Raw genomic sequence first — 18082 nt, 5'->3', positions numbered from 1 at the left:
GCTTAGACTGCTCCTGTGTCTGATTTTTGTTTTTTAAAATTTAAGCTGCGTTGTTTTGTAGCTGTAAACGTACATTCATCCGATCGACTGCTAATTTGCAGGCATTATAAATAAACGTCACAAGGTTGAAGTGCAGTTTAGCTTTTCTACCGGTTTTGTGACGGACGTTGTTTAACTGAAAAAATTGCTTTAAATAAGCATTTACTCGTTCGACAGCTGTGCGTTCCTTGTAAAGTTTCTTCCATAGCTCGGAGCCACGTGCTGGAAACGTGTATTTGCGGATATCGGTTTCACACTTGATTTTAAACACCTTTTGACAGAGCGAGTCATCACGTAATGGACAGGTTGCGCAATCTTTTGGACGTGTGAACTTAAGCGTTTGATACTTTTCATCAAAGCTGTCGTAACAGTAGCTATGTTCACGCACACAGGTTGGACGGAAATGTTCATCAAAACCGATCATTTCGCCCTCACGTCTTTTCACATATGGAATCACAGCTTTCATCTCTTGTATTGAAATCTGGCGGTAAATTGCTTCATAGTCATAACCTGCATCGAAAATAGCCGTTGTGAAATGGTTAGGCATGATATGGTTCATCTTTTTTAGTAACGGAATCGCCGCTTTACTATCACTCAGATTGCCGGAAGACATTAGACGCGCCACGATATATTGGCTTTTTGTCGAAACAGCTAAATGCCCTTTAAAGCCGTACCAGAATGTGTTTTTACCATCGCTGTTTTTCTTGATGCCCCACTTTGGTTCAATGGGGATGTCTTGCCATAGAGTCGTCAATGGAATGGTTAATTGTGCTTCCAACTTCTTTTCAAAAGTCGTTTGATTCGCTTCAAGTTCTGCTTGTTCAGCGAGCCAGGCAGCACGTTCTTCTTTTGATTTACGACCACGTTTTTTCGGTTGTGTTTCTTTTTTCTCTGCTGGTTTTGCGGCATCTCTCGCTTCAAAATGTGTTGCATCAAAACTAAGGTGTTCCTCTTCAAGAAAACCTTCTGTAAAGGCAGCTTGAATAAGTTCATCGTGCATGCGATCTAAGACATCTGATTGACTAATCACGTCGACCATACGTGAATACGAGGCTTCAGATGGCACCGTGTCCGAAACTAAAAAGCCACAATCTAAGCGAAAGACGAAATCATGCGTTAATCGATTGACCAAATCTTTAACGGTAGGGATACGCTCGACAATGCGGATCATCAATGATTGAATCATCGCACCGTAGTTTAATTCTCGTGGAGCACCACGCATCGTCTTCTTTCGAAATAGTTGAAAGATTGGCTGCACATCGAAAGTGGCTAAAATAGCATCAAAACGACGAGAACTTTCCATTTTCAATAATTCACGGATGTCAAATAGGCTCATTTGTTTTACAATAGTCATGAGGCATCATTCCTTTTCGGTGGGTTGTTTAGTCGCTACCATTATACCGAATTTGGGGAGGTGCCTCATTTTTATTTAATTTTAGCCCTTGATATTAAAGGGATTAGAATTATGAAATTAACTCAATTATTAACTGAATTCCATAATTTTATAGATTTATTAATAGTTGTTTTTATACACTTTATTTAAGGAATAAAGGAGGAAGAATAATGAAAAAGATAATGTTAGCTGGAGCACTAAGTATTGCATGTTTTACAGGAGGGGTTGGTGGACAAGCCTCTGCACAGGAAGCTGTAGATGTTGCGAGTCTTATCCATGCAAAGAAGGCTGTTGCAACAACGGGTCAATCACAAGCGATGTCCTATCAAGATATTTATAAAATGTTATTACTCGTTAAAGTAGGACTGGAAAACGATAAAATGACACTTACAACAACAAGCAATAGTATTACAGTAAAGGTTTCGTTAGCAGCAATTCTTCAAGCTTATATAGATGGTACACATGCATATCCAGAGGGAGCAATAGAGTTTAAGGAAAATTATGAGAAATTTAAAAGATTATTTGGCAATGCTATTGAAATAAAAATTACGCAAACTGGAAATTCTTTTAAGAGTGAAATATATGTAGCTGGTAAATTGGGAGGCTGTTAATGCAGAAGATTTGAATGACATGCTAGCAGTATTTGCTCGTGCAGAGATTGACCTAAAGTCAGGTGGTTATTTTAAGGATGCGATTGGTCACTGGGCTGAAAGCTATATTCAATGTTTATCGTTTTTCGACAGAAGACGTCCGCTTCAAGGAATGTGTAGGGCGTAGCCGAATGCGTAAGGGGGTGATGAAGGGCGGTTGGTGATAGCCAAAGCCCCGCCCTTTCGGTTAAAATAGAAACAAACATTCCGGTAAAGAGGGAGGTGTTTCGTGTGTTGGTCAACAAAGCATACAAATTCCGTATCTATCCAAACAAAGAACAAGAAATCCTCATAGCTAAAACAATCGGTTGTTCGCGTTTTGTCTTCAATTATTTTTTAGCAAAATGGAAGGATGCTTACAAAGAAACAGGAAAAGGGTTCACTTATCATACTTGTTCTTCTCGGTTAACACAACTGAAGAAAGAATACGTTTGGTTGAAAGAAGTAGACAGCATTGCGCTTCAATCCTCCCTTAAAAACCTTGCGGATGCGTATGCACGATTTTTCAAGAAACAGACTAAAGCACCACGTTTCAAGTCTAAAAACAATAAAGTACAATCCTACACAACAAAGCACACGAACGGCAATATTACGATTGTAGGAAACAAAATCAAGTTACCCAAACTTGGATTTGTCAAGTTTGCAAAAAGTCGTGAGGTTGAAGGGCGTATTCTTAACGCGACAATCAGACGAAATCCAAGTGGAAAATACTTTGTCTCGATTCTTGCTGAAACAGACGTGCAGCCACTAGAAAAAACAGGCTCTTCTGTCGGTATGGACGTTGGTCTTAAAGATTTTGCGATTCTTTCTACTGGAACGGTGTATAAAAATCCGAAGTTTTTCTGTTCACTTGAAAAGAAACTGGCGAAAGAACAGCGTATTTTGTCAAGGCGAAAAGAAATGGCATTGAAGCAAAAGAAGTCGTTAGAGGAAGCAAGAAACTACCAAAAACAAAAGGTGAAAGTCGCATGCATTCATGAAAAAATAACGCATGCAAGAACAGACTATTTGCAAAAAATTTCTACTGACATCATCAAAAACCACGATGTCATCGGTATCGAAGATTTGCAAGTATCCAATATGTTAAAGAACCATAAGTTAGCGAAAGCAATCAGCGAAGTATCTTGGTCACAATTTAGAACGATGTTGGAATATAAAGCAAATTGGTATGGTAAACAGGTAATTGCAGTATCTAAAACATTTGCTAGTTCTCAACTATGTTCAGCTTGCGGACACAAAAACAAAGACGTTAAGCATTTAAATCTTCGTGAGTGGGATTGCCCTTCTTGTGGCACACATCACGATAGAGATATGAACGCAGGACAAAATCTGAAAAACGAAGCGATAAGGCTTCTAACCGTAGGAACTACGGGGATAGCCTAATCCATAACTGGCAGTTACGCTGGTGTTCTTAGGAATCACCCACTTCAATAACTAAGTGGGCGTAGTTCAAATCAAACAGACATTATTAATGGAACGTCTGCAACAACATTTCATCCAAATGGACAGGTTACGCGTGGGGAGCTAGCGGCTATTATTTTCTGAGCATCAGGCTTAGATGTAAATAAGGATTATGAAGGAGCTGCCACTTATACAGATCTCGATGGTTTTTGGGGAGCAAAGGAAGTAGCTATTTTACAAGAATACGGCTTAATGGATATTTTTGATGGTGAAAACTGGAACCCAAAAAACCTGTAACACGTGAAGAAATGGCCTATGTGACTGCTAAATATTTAGTAGGAATGGAGCTGGATGTTACTCAGGTAAGCAACAACAATACATTTACAGATAAAAATCAAATGCGTGAGGATACTGTAGAAGCAATTGGTTTATTACAACAATTGGGTATTTTAAATGGGACAAATGGTAAGTTTAATCCAAAGGGAAATCTTACACGTGCAGAAATTTCTAAAATTTTAACAGTTACGATCATGTTATTAGGAGAAGAAGAATGACGGTTATAAACATATAATGGAAAAAATCCGCTTTTCTTTCTATGGACAAGATGCGAGCCGTCTCATAGAAAACTACGCGGATTTTTTTAACTTATTCCACAAGTATATGGAAGCTATAGCTTAATAGATAGCCTAAAAAGAGATAGATAATAAAGGATTTCACACTAACTGCTCGAAGATGATGCAAAATAAATTCAGAAACGCTGGCAGTGGCTATTAATCCTATAGAAATCCCCATTAAAATGCCCTGTGCTTTATTTGTTAACACCCAATATTGACCAAACCAAATAAAAACACTAAAGAAAATAGAGAAAATAAAGAAGTACATAAAGAGCTTCCATAGCCTTTCTCCTTGAGCAATCAGTGCCGTTGACAAAGCAAAGCCCTCAGGAACATGATGCAGAATAATAGAGGCTGTGAGCGAAATACTTAATGCGGCATTGCTAAGTAAATTTCCAACAGTAAGGCTGATAGGAATTGTATGAATAATCATGGCAAGCGTTAAAAGAGAGACAGAGGAATGCTGGGTGGAAGATGTATGCAATAAGCTATCGAGTATTTGAAAGATACAGTAGCCAATAAAAATACCAAGTATCATCCCAAATGGCTGGTAAATATGAACAGAGGAAGGGATGATATCGAGGATAAGCAGACCAACTAAAAAACCACCACATAATAATGATAGCCCCTGTGTTGTATGCTGAAAGAGCTTAGAGAAAATCCAGGCAATAGCGCCACCTATGCTTACACTAAAAAATAAAAATCCACCAAGTACCATTGCACTCACCTGTAAAATTCCTCCACTCTATTATAAACTTCATGCCGTTTTATCAAATGTATGCGAAATAGCCCGGAATATGCTTGCCCTTCTATAGCAATGTAGAAGGAGTATGACTTTTGAAAATAGTAAAAATTAAATACCATAGTTGTTTGATTGCAAGAGTCTACAATTGGTAGTGTATTATTCCATCGCTGCTCTGTGAAATATATCCTTTTTTCTTCCAAATCAGTACTCGTTCTGCAAGTTTGTGACATTGTTTTTTCAAACATTGCTTGTTTTTGTACATAAATGAAAAACATCCTATTTTCTCAAATTCAATAATGGTACTATATAAGAATATTTAGGTAATTCTAAATGAACAGAAACAATTACTATACTTTCCATGTAATAAATAAAAGCTTATGAGATGTCTACAGGATAAAGATCTCACATATAGCACAAAGAGGAGAAGGCTGAAGTTAAGCCGGTAGAAAGCGCCTCTATTTGAATAGAATGGACATAGTAGTTGTAGAATTTGCCTATTGTCAGTAGGTAATAAAATAAAGCGGGGAGTGTGTTTATAGGTTGATTAATGTGCTTGGAGGCATTGGTTTATTTTTGCTCGGCATGACAATGCTAACAAATGGTTTAAAGGAACTTGCTGGTGATGCATTAAAGAAATGGTTGAATCGTTTTACTGGCGGAACCATTAGCTCTGTTTTATCGGGTGCATTGATGACAATGCTTGTACAATCCTCTACTGCCACAACATTGATTACAATTGGCTTTGTTAGTGCGGGGCTACTAACATTTGTGCAATCTATTGGTGTGATTATTGGGGCGAATATTGGTAGTACTAGTACGGGATGGATTATTTCGCTTATAGGTTTTAAAATTAATATGCAAACCATGTCATTGCCCTTTATTGCGCTTGGTGTCTTTGTACAATTGCTGGCACCTCGTGATTATAAAGCGATTGGTGGGCTATTTACAGGTTTTGGTCTATTATTTTTAGGTATTGATATTCTTCAAGGTGGGATGGCAGCTGTACAGGATAAAATTCCGTTTGATGCCTTTGATGCCAATTCGATTAGTGGAAAACTGATCTTAATCGTGTTAGGTCTTGTGATGACGGTTATTATGCAGGCATCCAGTGCAGCAATAGCGGCAACATTAACCGCTTTATATGCAGGCGCTATTGATTTTGAGCAAGCGGCTTATTTAGTCATTGGGCAAAATATTGGGACGACCGCAACTGCATTATTTGCAGCAATTGGGGCTTCTACGGCTGCGAAACGAACAGCTGCTACACATGTGCTATTTAATGTCGTAACCGCCATTATCGTAACACTTGGTGCAACATTTATCTTTACATTTACTGAATTTATCACAAAATCCATTAATGGTAGCTTTGATGAAACATTAGGTATTGCGATTTTCCATACATTATTTAGTGTGATTGGTGCGATTATCTTTATGCCATTTGTTCGTCTATTTGCAAAGTTAATTGAAAGAATGATTCCTGAAAAAGGAAATCATTTAACACGTAATTTAGATGATAGTGTCACAAAATTACCTGGTGTAGCGGTAGAGGTATCCTTTAATACATTGCAGGAAATTACAAAGGAATTAACAACTGTTCTTATAGCCCTTATTCGAGGGAAAAAACGAACAGCCGAAATTGAAAATCAATTAACACAAATTGATGATGCGATTGAAAAGACTCGTTTATTTATGGATGCCATACAGTCCTCCTCAAAAAAAGAGCGCTCTAAGCATATTGCGCTGTTACATGCTTTAGATCATTTATATCGTTTATCAAAGGCACTACGTGTACAAAGTCCTAATACTTTTCAATTGCAGGACGCATTAACACAGCAATGGTTGGAGGTTTTGGAGAAGGTACTAGTGATAATTGATGAAGATGAGCGTTTGCCTGAAATAGCAAACTTATTAGAGGCGACATCTTCTGAAATGGCTACTGTAAGACGAGATAAAAGAAATGCCTATTTCGAGCATACTGTTGAAAATGTAGTAGAGTTAGAGATTGCAGCATCGAAGGTGGAGGCTTTGCTATGGATTGATGGTCTTGTTTACCACTATTGGCGTACAACAGCTCGCTTAGCTGAGTACCAGACTTTCACAAAAAAAGGACGTCATACAGAGACAGAAAAAGCACATACTGCTACGGCTGAATAGTGAAAATGCTCGTTTCGCCAAGGTGTGGAGCGAGCATTTTTCTAGCCTTTAAAGGAATAGCGGAAAGGAGAGAATATGACGCAACATAAATTTACAATGGACTTAACATGGTCAGAAGGAAGAAATGGTATAGGGAATCTTATGGCGCATAATTTACAAACAAAAATTTCTATTCCGCGGGAAATGAATGGACCAGGTATTGGTACAAATCCTGATGAAATGCTACTAGGTGCAGCAGCAACCTGTTATGTAATTACATTTGCCACACTACTTGAAAATTCAGCCATTGCTGTGGTTGACTTATCCCTACAATCAGAGGGCTTTGTCAATGTGATAAATGGTAGTTTTACTTATGAAAAAATTGTACATAAGCCACGTATTGTTGTCGAAGAGCTTTCAGAGCGTTTGGAAAGGAGAATTACGCGTTTAGCACAAAAGGCAGAGCAAACCTGCATGATTAGTAAGGCATTAAAGGGCAATGTTGCCATTGAATATACTATTCAACTGATCAAAGCAAACCTATAATTAATACGAAAAAGAGTTTATCAGCCTATCATCCTGATAACTCTTTTTTTTTCATATTTCTCTAATTATTTAATATACATATAGAACGGTACGTACAATATTCGTGGATGGTGAATAATGAAAAGAAAGGGGATTTTCTTGCAATTAATTCGTATTCGAACAGATGATGAGCTGATGTGGTACAAGGAAATTTGGGATGATATGTTAGAACAAGAGGACAATGATAACCCCTTTATTGAATTTGCTTGGTTTTATAATTGGTGGCAAATGCTAGGGCGTAAAGAACGTGTGGAGCTTTACGCTGTTGAACATAAAGGGATGATTATTGCCTTTTTTCCTTTTACTGTAGCTATTCGTTGGGGGATAAGGGTGTATACTTTTGCAGGTGAAGATATTGCTTATTACACAGGAATTATCGCCAAAAAAGAATGGTTTATGCAAGCTACAACCTTTGTCTTTGATGAGCTTCGTCGTAAGCATCAACATATTATTTTTTCATTGCATGGCTTGTTAGAAAGTAAACAATCTACAACGACGATTGAGCAATACTTTGTGGAAAAACAATTGCCTGCCCATATTTTTCGTATTGTGACACCCTATCTCGCTTTGTCAGAGCAACAACAAAATGTGCATACAATAGATCAACAGGCAAGTAAGCTGCGAAATTTAGGCTTATTAACAAAGCATATGCCTTTGCAGGACGAGCTTTGGCAAATGTTTCGATTATTTGATCGACAACAGCGGAAAAGGGTTGGGACAAGTGGTTTTATTAGAGGCAAGAATAGGGAATTTTTTGAGCGCTTAGCAATGCTGCAAGGGGAAGCCTTAGAGGTGAAGATCCATGCACTTTTGTTTGAAAATCAATGGATTGCCTGCACATATGGGCTTTGTTGCCGTGGGCGTTATATAACGTATGCACGTGCATATGAACCTTTATTTCATATATTTGGTGTTGAACGTATGGCTAATCAGGAAACGATTCAGCGAGCTTATGCTGCAAACTATCGCCTGTTGGATATGGGGATTGGCTATGAGCCCTATAAATTAGAATGGCGCTCTGGCGTTGATTTTACCAGAAATATGCTTGCTAGCAGTGGTACAAAGCGTACAAAATTACTGGCAGGTTTTTTAACATTAAAGGAACGACTGAAGAATTTTGCTAAAGGCAGTCAGCACTGGCAGCAGCCTCTACTGGGACAATTACGACTTTTAGTAAAGTATGGAAAGGTAAAAGATTGGTTAGAATATGGACAACAATTCGTAGAAAGATTTATTCGTTTGCAACAAGTGACTTTATATGAGTTATCCCCCTCAGAGGCTATTGCTCCACAGCAGCCTGTTGGTAATTTATTTATGGAAATGTCTATTCAGGAAGCGATGCAACTTGAACAAAAAGAGCTGATGGACCTCTTTTATAAGGGATATACGCTTTATAAAGACCCCTTTGCGGAAACGAATAAGCTGGCGTTTGCGTTACATGCCTCCCATTGGCATATGGATACACTGCAAATTACCGAGGCTTTGCCAAAGCAAACCTGTTTTTTAAGCCATGACGATGCTACACAGATTGATATTATTACGGCTTATTTTCGCCATAGCAAACCTACACAGGCACTATGGATAACGGCAGGCTTTTGGCAATGGCGGAAACGAAAACGCTTAATACAGCTAGGCTATCAACCTATTTCTCGAATAAAGCATTATAAAATGGCTTATTATAAGCGACATCATGTAGAAAAATATACAGAGAGTGGGGGCGATGTTCATTCTGTCCATTAAAAGTAAGCGATGGAATATCGCAATGCAGCATTTTTATTTTGTCGAAAAGCCAGCAAATATTCGAAAGTCCATGAGGGTTGTAGGTTATACACATTCACTAGTACCGAGCCGCAAGCTTGTTCGAAGTGAAACGATTCATATTTCGCTTCGAGAGTCTGAGCTTTCCTTGTATTTAGCACTGTCAGAGGGAAATCGGCAACTTTTGCGATGTGCGCAACAGGAATTTTACCAAGTGATTTTGTATCGTGAGCCTTCAGCGGTGAATTTGCAAGCCTTTCAACAGTTTTACAATCAATTTGCTAAAAGAAAGAAGCTTAAAGGTATTGGCAAATTACAAATGGAAACGATACTGCTATTAAATCAGCAGGGGGCTTTATTATTATCTGAAGTCCAAAGTATTTGTGGACAAACAATGTGTTACCGGCTTGATATTGTACATGCAAAAAAAGCGATGTCTTATTATGAGGTAACATGTGATGCGGCAGCTATGGCAACTCATTTACAACGACCTTTGCGTTATGTGAATCGTTTCTTGCTATGGCATAACTTACTGCATTTAAAACAGCAAGGTTTTATTTTATATGATATGGGTGAATTAACAGATGATCCTCATGTACGAGCCTTGAAGCAAAGCTTTGGTGGACAGGTTGTGAATGTTTATTCAGGCTATATTACACTATCTAAAATACGTGCACGTTTGCTTGGTGTGAAAAAATGGAGGAAGTAGCAGTATGAACGGTGGGGGTCTCGTTATTTCATTAGATTTTGAGCTAAAATGGGGTGTCCATGATGTTTTTCGCTATGGACGATACAATAAAAACCTATATGGTGTACGCAAAGCCCTGCCTAAAATATTAGCGTTATTTGAGCAATATCATATTCATGCAACTTGGGCGACAGTAGGCTTATTGTTTGCCGAATCAAAGGCAGAGATGGCTCATTATTTACGAGGTATCCCAGTGAAGTATGAAGACATGCGCTATGCTGCCTATACACAGCTTGCGAAAGTAGGCGAAAATGAGCAAGAGGATCTTTTGCATTTTGGTAGATCTTTAGTTGAGGAGATTAAACGTACACCCTATCAGGAAATTGCCAGTCATACTTTTTCTCACTTTTATTGTTTAGAAAAAGGGCAAACAAAGGCGGATTTTTGTGCAGATTTATATGCAACGAAAACGATTACGGACGGCTATATTGCCCCTATGAAGTCCATTACCTTTCCACGTAATCAAGTAAACAAAGACTATTTTCAGGCATGTTTAGAAGCGGGGTATATTTGCTATAGAGGACCAACTAATCATGCTTTGTACAATACTTCAAAAGGCAGATGGCTAGGCGCGAAAAAGTGGTTAGATAGCTATTTCAACTTAACTGGTCATCATCTGGTGACATTTAAGGATATGCAAATGGCTCCGCTGATTGATATTCGCTCAAGTGCTTTTTTAAGACCTTATTGTAGCCCATTGCGTGTATTTGAAGGGTTAAAGATAAAGCGTATAAAGGAAGGGATGCTAGAGGCTGCTAAAGCACAGGCATTTTATCATATATGGTGGCATCCTCATAATTTTGGGAAGCATATTGATAAAAATTTAGCGATACTCGAGGAGCTACTACGTTATTTTCAGGAATTGCGTAGCCACTATTCTTTTGAAAGCTATTCCATGTATGAGGTGGCAAAATTGTGTCTCCATCCAGAAAGAGGTATCTCAAATGATTTTTGAGATACCTTTTTTGCTGTGTTAAACAGTAGAGGTGAAGAAAATTTTGTAGAATAAGAGAAAAACATAACGAAGATAAGTGTACAAATGGTACTATAACGTTACTAACATATATATTAGGTCATTTTAAGGAGAATATCAGGTGGCATATAGGCCGATTTGACTTGAATGAAAATGAGATAAAGGTGGAGATCAATATGTTTATACGACCAGAATGCCAATGGCAGCAAGAAAAAGGCTCAGCATTGCATCAATGGATTAAGCAACAAATAAATCCCAATCCAAATGACGTGGATATTATTGTATATGGTGCTTTATTATCTTATGCCACTGAAGCATCAACGAAAGCGCAGTATCCAAATGCATTTCGGAAAGCGTGGCCCAGCTTCCAGTCTTACAATTTAGATGAACAGATAAATTTACGTGCGCTGGCAGTTGTGGATATTGGCGATGTGGCGATTCATGAAAAAGATAGAATGCTTTCAGAATCTGCCATTGAGGCAGCAGCAGAAAATTTAAGTATAGCCTATCCAAGGAGCCTTACGTGTTTAATAGGGGGAGATCATGCCATTACAGCATGTTCACTAAAAGGCATTAAAAATGCTTTTCCACAGGATCGTATTGGAATCATTCAGATTGATACACATTTAGATGCAAGAAACCAAGAGGAAATTGGCTTAGCGCAAGATTCACCCATACACCAGTTAATAGCAGCAGGAGTAGTTGAAGGGAGACATGTGTATAATGTAGGGTTACATGGCTTTTTTAATTCACCAGAAATGATTCATTATGCGAGAGAACAAGGTATTCATATGATTACATTAAAGCAAATGCGACGTGATGGTATTCAGCTCACAATACGTGAAATGCTGCGTCAACTCATGTATGAGGTAGACCGAATTTATGTTTCGGTTGATTTAGATGCACTGGATATTATGTTTGCGCGAGATGTCCCAGCAGCGACACCAGGTGGTTTAACAGCCTATGAATTATTTGATATTCTCAAGCTTATTGGTGAGAATGAGGGGGTTCGTCATATTGATTTTGTCTATGCAGACCCAAAGGAAAGCACACTTCGACCAGAAACCGTTAAGATCGGTGTGACAGCATTTTTGCAATGGCTAACAGGTATTCAACTGGATTACCGTAATCGTATTTCCAAAAAAGGAAAGGCGATGCTATAAAAACAGTAGATGGACAATGCCAGTAATTGAAAGTTTGTTATAATACGCAAGAGCAAACTTTGTATTGGAATAGAGAGGATTTTAGTATGACAACAAAACCAAAACTATTAATTATTGACGGTATGGCACTGTTATTTCGTTCCTTTTTTGCTTCGGCAGCAATGGGTCATTTTATTCGCCTTGCAGATGGCACACCAACAAATGGGGCGCAAGGATTTGTGCGTCATGTACTAACAGCACAATCCATAATGAAGCCAACTCATATGGCTGTTTGTTGGGACATGGGGGCACATACATTCCGCAATGATCTATTTGATGGCTATAAGGCGAATCGTCCAGCACCGCCAGAGGAGATGCTGCCACAATTCGATATGGCAAAGAATTTAGCACAGCAAATTGGCTGGAAAAATTTTGGAGTGCAAGGAATGGAGGCGGATGATTTAATCGGCTCTATGATTACAAAATGGCAGAACGAGGCAGATATTACCGTAATTAGTGGTGATAAAGATTTGCTTCAGCTTTTAAGACCATCTACAGAGATTGCTTTTACGAAAAAAGGCTATACAGAATATGATATTTATACACATGCGCGCTTTCATGAGGAATATCGTATTGAACCAGCACAATTTGCACAGGTGAAGGCCTTTATGGGAGATACAAGTGATGGCTATCCAGGTGTAAAAGGTATTGGCCCTAAACAGGCACTTACCTTAATTCAAACATACGGCTCTATTGATAATATTTTGGCATCATTGGCTGAATTAAAGCCTGGGCAACGAACAAAAATTCAAGAAAATATAAAGATGTTGCAATTATCGTATGAGCTTGCAACGATTCAAACCGATGTCCCAATAGAAGCGGATTTTACAAGCTTAGTATTGCCGAATTATCAAGCACAAACCTTTAAAACGATTGAGGAGAGTGGCTATACACTTATTGCGAAGCATGCACGTTCCTTGTATTCGGTGTAATTTTAACAAATGATAACACCTTTGCGTTATTGTGAAATAGTGCTTGTTGAACTTTGCTATTACGATTTGGACCACCATTATCATGAAAAATTAACGATAGCTGGTCATTTTTTATTTCATAGCCAATAAGGGGAACCCAATGGTAGGCAAAGGTAGATTGTTGATCTCGCCAATTCAGACTAAAATAGCGGTCAAAGCGCATCGCAACAGGGCGACCTGCATCAATTTCCTGTAAGGCTTCCTTTAAGGAACAGTCACGAATATCCCAGGTTGGCTGTAAGCGACGAAGATAATAAATAAGCCGCCATTTAAATAAACCAATTTTTGTGCTACCGAGCTGTTGATATAGCTCGTTAATGCTAGGGGCTGATTTGTTGAAGTAGTTTAAAATCGCATAAATTGTTGTCGGTCCACAGGCAGAGTTGCGATAGCTTGGTGCAACAGCTGCATCATATTGTGACATTCCAGCTAAAGTCAATTGTTGGTGCATCATATCGTGTCCTTTCAAAAAGAGCTGCATTCCATGAAAAGAATGCAGCTCGTTGGTTATTGTTGGGCAGCTAAAAATTCTGTTACTTGCTGAGGTGTTTTAGCATTTGCACTATGCAAGTGTGCAAGCTTTTCGCCGTTTTGGAAAATTAGTAGACTTGGAATGCCCATCACATCATATTTCTCTGCAATTTCTGGTAGCTCATCGCGGTTTAGCTCATACCAAGCGTATTGGCTATATTCCTCAATAATTGGATCAATAAACATATTCATACGTGTGCAATCTGGACACCAGCCTGCATAGAATTTTACTAGTACCTTTTGGTCACCAGCAATCAGTTCATTAAATTGTTCTGTCGTAGTAATTGTTTTCATAGTATTCACGCTCCTTGCTTTCCATTCTACACATTTTTAGCGTAACCTGAAAGTTTTCTGTTTCGCTGTATTGCTCGCTACTTCTTGCATGCTTTTCGCTCGTAAAAAACAAAAAAAGTTATATATTGCAAAAATAAATAGTGAAAAAAGATTGCTAAATTAGACAAAATAATCTACACTAAAAACAGAAAAAGTAGTTTTATCTTCATTACCTAATGGAAATGGAGATAAGCCTTAGCTGGATTCGGTTGAAAAATTCAACACAGAATAAAAAATCACTAAGGTAAACTTGATATTTTTTTAGTCAAAAAATGAATGGCTATTCATTCAATGGGAGAATAAGGGGGAATTGCTTGTGACTTACAACATTCAAAAAGCAGCTGTTCTAGGTTCTGGGGTGATGGGCTCTGGAATTGCAGCACATTTAGCAAATATCGGTATACCGACACTTCTATTAGATATTGCACCAAAGGAACTGACGCAGGAGGAAGAGGCAAAGGGGCTTTCTTTAGAGCATCCAGCTGTTAGAAATCGTATTGTAAACGGAGCCTTGCAAAAGTTATTAAAGCAAAAGCCAGCACCACTTACTTCTAAGAAAAATTTATCACTACTATCAGTTGGCAACTTTGAAGACGATCTAGGGAAACTAAAAGATGTAGATTGGATTATTGAGGTTGTTGTAGAAAATTTACCAATTAAACAAAGTCTTTATGAAAAAATTGATGCGGTTCGTTCACCAGGAACAATCATTAGTTCAAATACATCTGGTATTAGCATTAATGCGATGGCAGAGGGACGTTCAGATGATTTTCAAAAGCATTTTCTTGGCACACATTTTTTCAACCCACCTCGCTATTTAAAATTATTAGAAGTGATTCCTGCCAATACAACTGCACCTGAAGTAGTTAGCTTCATGAAAACGTTTGGGGAAGATGTGCTTGGTAAAGGAGTTGTACTTGCAAAAGATACACCAAACTTTATTGCCAACCGCATCGGAACATATGGTTTACTTATCACTTTACAGGAAATGTTAAAAGGTGGTTACTCTGTTGGTGAGGTAGACTCTGTAACAGGTCCGCTTATCGGCCGTCCAAAGTCTGCAACTTTCCGTACGCTAGATGTAGTTGGTTTAGATACATTCATTCATGTAGCGAAAAATGTTTACGATCAAACAACAGGTGAGGAGCAGCAAGTATTTGCAGTACCTGAATTTTTACAAAAAATGGTCACAAACGGTTGGCTAGGAGCAAAATCAGGTCAAGGTTTCTTCTTAAAACAAGGAAAAGAGATACATGAGATTGATCCAGCAACCTTAACGTATAGTCCAGCCAAAAAATTAAAAACACCTTCTATTGAAATGGCAAAACAAACTCGTGGATTGGCTAATAAAGTGAAGGCGTTAACCTATGCAAAGGATCGTACAGGCGAGCTATTATGGGGGATTTTTGCACCAACGCTCCTTTATTCTGCACAGCTACATGGGGAGATTGCAGATGATATCGTAGCCATTGATAACGCGATGAAATGGGGATTCGGCTGGCAACAAGGGCCATTTGAGATTTGGGATGCTATAGGCGTAAAAGATTCTGTGGCGAAAATGGAGGCTGAGGGCCGAGAGGTACCTGCTTTTGTCAAAGAGATGTTAGCAAATGGCGTGGAGACATTCTATACAGAATTAGACGGAGATTTAGCTTACTATAATGGTTCACAATATGTGAAAGTGCCAGTCAATGAAAAAGAGATTAACTTAAAACGTTATAAGAAAAAGCATGGTGTGATTAAATCAAACACAGGGGCTAGTTTAATAGATTTAGGCGATGGTATTGCGTTGTTAGAATTCCATTCCCAGTCAAATGCGATTGGCTTAGATATTATTCAAATGATTAACTTTGCAGTGAGTGAGGTCGAGGCTAACTATAAGGGCTTAGTCATCGGTAATCAGGGGAAAAATTTCTGTGTTGGCGCAAATCTAGGGATGATTTTAGTAGAGGCACAGGATGATAATATTTTCGAGCTTGATTTCGTTATTAAATCATTTCAAGATGCCATGCAAAAAATTAAATATTGCCGTAAGCCAGTTGTAGCAGCACCATTTGGTATGACATTAGGCGGTGGCGCAGAGGTATGCTTACCAGCCACACATATTCAGGCAACAATGGAAACATATATGGGCTTAGTAGAAGTCGGTGTTGGTTTAATCCCTGGCGGTGGCGGCAATAAGGCGCTTTATGAAAAGTTCCTAAAAGGTTTACCAAATGGTGTGGAGGTAGACTATCAACATATTGCTAATAAAGTATTTGAAACAATTGCGATGGCGAAGGTTTCAACATCTGGTGAGGAAGCACGCGAAAATAACTTCTTAAACTTTGCGGATGGTATTTCTGTGAACCCAGATCATCAATTATACGATGCAAAGCAGGCGGCATTAGCGCTTTATGAGGCAGGCTATCAACCACCTGTGCCAACTAAAGTGCCAGTGGTCGGTGCATCAGGCTACGGTACATTACTGATTGGTGCACAAGGGATGTTTGAGTCAGGCTTTATTAGCGAACATGATTTAAAAATTGCTAAAAAATTAGCCTATGTTATTGCAGGTGGTAAGGTTCCTTATGGCACATTAGTCGATGAGCAATATTTATTGAACTTAGAGCGTGAGGCATTCCTTAGCCTTGTTGCTGATCCACTTTCACAGCAAAGAATGCAACACATGCTGTTAAAAGGTAAACCACTTCGTAACTAGTTGACGAAATAGATCAATCTTGCACATGAAACAAAGGGGGATGAATACGATGCGTGAAGCCGTTATTGTAGCAGGAGCACGAACTCCAATTGGAAAAGCAAAAAAAGGTTCTTTAGCAACAGTAAGACCAGATGATTTTGGTGCTGTTGTAGTCAAGGAAACATTGAAAAGAGCAGGCTATGAAGGGCCGATTGATGATTTAATTTTAGGCTGTGCGATGCCAGAAGCAGAGCAAGGGATGAATGTGGCACGTAGTATTGGGGCACTTGCTGGATTACCAGATACAACGCCTGCTCTGACGATTAATAGATTTTGTTCATCAGGTTTACAGGCGATTGCCTATGCAGCAGAGCGAATTATGCTAGGACACTCAAAGGCTATTCTTGCTGGTGGTGTAGAATCCATGAGTATGGTGCCGATGGTAGGGAATACACCACGTTTAAATCCGACTTTAGCGGAAACGGCTCCACAGTATTATATGGGCATGGGGCATACAGCTGAGGAAGTAGCTCGTCAATATAATGTTAGTCGTGAAGACCAAGATGCCTTTGCAGTTCGTTCACATACACTTGCTGAAAAGGCGATTAAAGAAGGTAAATTCAATGATGAAATTGTACCAATCGACGTGGAACAGCATTACGTAGACGAGAACAATAAACCGCAAGTGGAAAAATTTACATTTAGTATGGATGAGGGTGTGCGTCCAGGAACATCTGTAGAGGGCTTAGCAAAGCTACGTCCAGCCTTCCATGTGAAAGGCTCTGTAACAGCTGGTAATGCTTCTCAAACATCTGATGGAGCAGCAGCTGTACTAGTAATGGATCGTGAAGAAGCTGACAAGCAAGGACTGACACCAATGGCAAAATTCCTAGGCTTTGCAGTTGGCGGTGTACCTCCTGAAGTAATGGGTATCGGGCCTATCGTGGCAGTGCCAAAAGCGTTGGAAATTGCAGGACTATCAATAGAAGATATTGATTTATGGGAAATTAATGAAGCATTTGCCTCACAATCATTACAGGTAGTACGCCATTTAGGCATCGACCAAGAGAAGGTTAACGTGAATGGTGGAGCGATTGCATTAGGTCATCCACTAGGCGCAACGGGAGCTATTTTAACCCTAAAACTAATTCATGAATTAAAGCGTCAAGGGAAGAAATATGGCGTTGTAACAATGTGTATCGGTGGCGGTATGGGCGCTGCTGGCGTATTTGAAATTTTATAATTTTGCTAGATCAGCTTGAGGTATACTGTTTCCGGTTGCCTCCGAACATTGTGCCTCAGGCTTTTCTATATATAGGGGATTAC

The 18082-nt window shown here is 39.0% G+C and carries 18 protein-coding genes; 14 read left to right on the top strand and 4 right to left on the bottom strand.

From position 1 onward, the window contains the following. Nucleotides 1–40: 40 nt before the first annotated feature. Entirely contained in the window at nucleotides 41–1393 is a 1353-nt protein-coding gene (locus tag ADM90_RS10935) for a transposase (protein ID WP_053994487.1), read from the bottom strand. A gap of 209 nt (nucleotides 1394–1602) precedes the next feature. Between ADM90_RS10935 and ADM90_RS10930 the strand changes: the two genes are divergently transcribed. The 5 genes from ADM90_RS10930 to ADM90_RS25065 all read left to right on the top strand — a co-directional run bounded on the left by ADM90_RS10930 (nucleotide 1603) and on the right by ADM90_RS25065 (nucleotide 4037). Then, nucleotides 1603–2043 carry a hypothetical protein gene (locus ADM90_RS10930; RefSeq protein WP_235473479.1) on the top strand — a complete coding sequence of 147 codons (441 nt, stop codon included), beginning with the start codon at nucleotides 1603–1605 and terminating at the stop codon, nucleotides 2041–2043. A gap of 19 nt (nucleotides 2044–2062) precedes the next feature. Continuing rightward, entirely contained in the window at nucleotides 2063–2209 is a 147-nt protein-coding gene (locus ADM90_RS25075) for a hypothetical protein (protein WP_235473477.1), read from the top strand. A 104-nt stretch (nucleotides 2210–2313) separates the two neighbouring features. Next, the gene (gene tnpB, locus ADM90_RS10925) at nucleotides 2314–3465 is read left to right on the top strand and encodes an IS200/IS605 family element RNA-guided endonuclease TnpB (protein ID WP_053995054.1); all 1152 of its coding nucleotides are present in this window, start codon (nucleotides 2314–2316) and stop codon (nucleotides 3463–3465) included. A gap of 81 nt (nucleotides 3466–3546) precedes the next feature. Continuing rightward, nucleotides 3547–3627, top strand: a complete 81-nt coding sequence (locus ADM90_RS25540) for an S-layer homology domain-containing protein (RefSeq protein ID WP_412176986.1) — start codon at nucleotides 3547–3549, stop codon at nucleotides 3625–3627. A gap of 173 nt (nucleotides 3628–3800) precedes the next feature. Further along, complete coding sequence (locus ADM90_RS25065) at nucleotides 3801–4037, top strand: S-layer homology domain-containing protein (protein ID WP_235473475.1); 237 nt, start codon at nucleotides 3801–3803, stop codon at nucleotides 4035–4037. Between the two features lie 91 nt (nucleotides 4038–4128). Here the strand turns inward: ADM90_RS25065 and ADM90_RS10915 are convergent, their stop codons facing one another. Further along, the gene (locus ADM90_RS10915) at nucleotides 4129–4815 is read right to left on the bottom strand and encodes a ZIP family metal transporter (protein WP_235473489.1); all 687 of its coding nucleotides are present in this window, start codon (nucleotides 4813–4815) and stop codon (nucleotides 4129–4131) included. Between the two features lie 576 nt (nucleotides 4816–5391). Here ADM90_RS10915 and ADM90_RS10905 point away from each other — a divergent pair. From ADM90_RS10905 to ADM90_RS10875, 7 genes are all read left to right on the top strand, one after another. Further along, nucleotides 5392–6996 (top strand): Na/Pi cotransporter family protein, encoded by a 1605-nt coding sequence (locus ADM90_RS10905; protein ID WP_235473487.1) that lies wholly within the window; start codon nucleotides 5392–5394, stop codon nucleotides 6994–6996. Between the two features lie 75 nt (nucleotides 6997–7071). Continuing rightward, nucleotides 7072–7521, top strand: a complete 450-nt coding sequence (locus tag ADM90_RS10900; protein WP_053995050.1) for an SACOL1771 family peroxiredoxin — start codon at nucleotides 7072–7074, stop codon at nucleotides 7519–7521. 117 nt (nucleotides 7522–7638) lie between these two features. Continuing rightward, nucleotides 7639–9300, top strand: coding sequence for a GNAT family N-acetyltransferase (locus ADM90_RS10895; protein ID WP_235473472.1), 1662 nt, complete (start codon nucleotides 7639–7641; stop codon nucleotides 9298–9300). Next, on the top strand, nucleotides 9281–10027 hold the full coding sequence (locus ADM90_RS10890) for a hypothetical protein (protein WP_235473470.1): 747 nt from the start codon (nucleotides 9281–9283) through the stop codon (nucleotides 10025–10027). Before ADM90_RS10895 ends, ADM90_RS10890 begins: the two co-directional genes overlap by 20 nt. A gap of 4 nt (nucleotides 10028–10031) precedes the next feature. Continuing rightward, nucleotides 10032–11021 (top strand): polysaccharide deacetylase family protein, encoded by a 990-nt coding sequence (locus ADM90_RS10885; RefSeq protein ID WP_053995049.1) that lies wholly within the window; start codon nucleotides 10032–10034, stop codon nucleotides 11019–11021. A 194-nt stretch (nucleotides 11022–11215) separates the two neighbouring features. After that, a complete protein-coding gene (locus ADM90_RS10880; protein WP_053995048.1) occupies nucleotides 11216–12202 on the top strand; it encodes an agmatinase family protein in 987 nt (328 codons plus the stop codon). A gap of 86 nt (nucleotides 12203–12288) precedes the next feature. Continuing rightward, nucleotides 12289–13173: a 5'-3' exonuclease gene (locus ADM90_RS10875; protein ID WP_053995047.1), complete on the top strand. Its 885-nt coding sequence runs from the start codon at nucleotides 12289–12291 to the stop codon at nucleotides 13171–13173. On the opposite strand, the gene ADM90_RS10870 is transcribed toward ADM90_RS10875, so the two are convergent. After that, on the bottom strand, nucleotides 13136–13663 hold the full coding sequence (locus tag ADM90_RS10870; protein ID WP_053995223.1) for a C39 family peptidase: 528 nt from the start codon (nucleotides 13661–13663) through the stop codon (nucleotides 13136–13138). The two genes, ADM90_RS10875 and ADM90_RS10870, sit on opposite strands and share 38 nt — an antisense overlap. A gap of 56 nt (nucleotides 13664–13719) precedes the next feature. After that, nucleotides 13720–14037, bottom strand: a complete 318-nt coding sequence (locus ADM90_RS10865) for a thioredoxin family protein (protein WP_053995046.1) — start codon at nucleotides 14035–14037, stop codon at nucleotides 13720–13722. 355 nt (nucleotides 14038–14392) lie between these two features. Here ADM90_RS10865 and ADM90_RS10860 point away from each other — a divergent pair, with 355 nt between their 5' ends. Further along, nucleotides 14393–16777 carry a 3-hydroxyacyl-CoA dehydrogenase/enoyl-CoA hydratase family protein gene (locus tag ADM90_RS10860; RefSeq protein ID WP_053995045.1) on the top strand — a complete coding sequence of 795 codons (2385 nt, stop codon included), beginning with the start codon at nucleotides 14393–14395 and terminating at the stop codon, nucleotides 16775–16777. 49 nt (nucleotides 16778–16826) lie between these two features. Then, nucleotides 16827–17999, top strand: a complete 1173-nt coding sequence (locus tag ADM90_RS10855; RefSeq protein ID WP_053995044.1) for an acetyl-CoA C-acetyltransferase — start codon at nucleotides 16827–16829, stop codon at nucleotides 17997–17999. The last annotated feature ends 83 nt before the right edge of the window (nucleotides 18000–18082 follow it).

Source organism: Lysinibacillus macroides, assembly GCF_001281525.1.
GTDB lineage: Bacteria > Bacillota > Bacilli > Bacillales_A > Planococcaceae > Lysinibacillus > Lysinibacillus macroides.
This window is presented reverse-complemented; position numbering and strand designations above follow the sequence as displayed.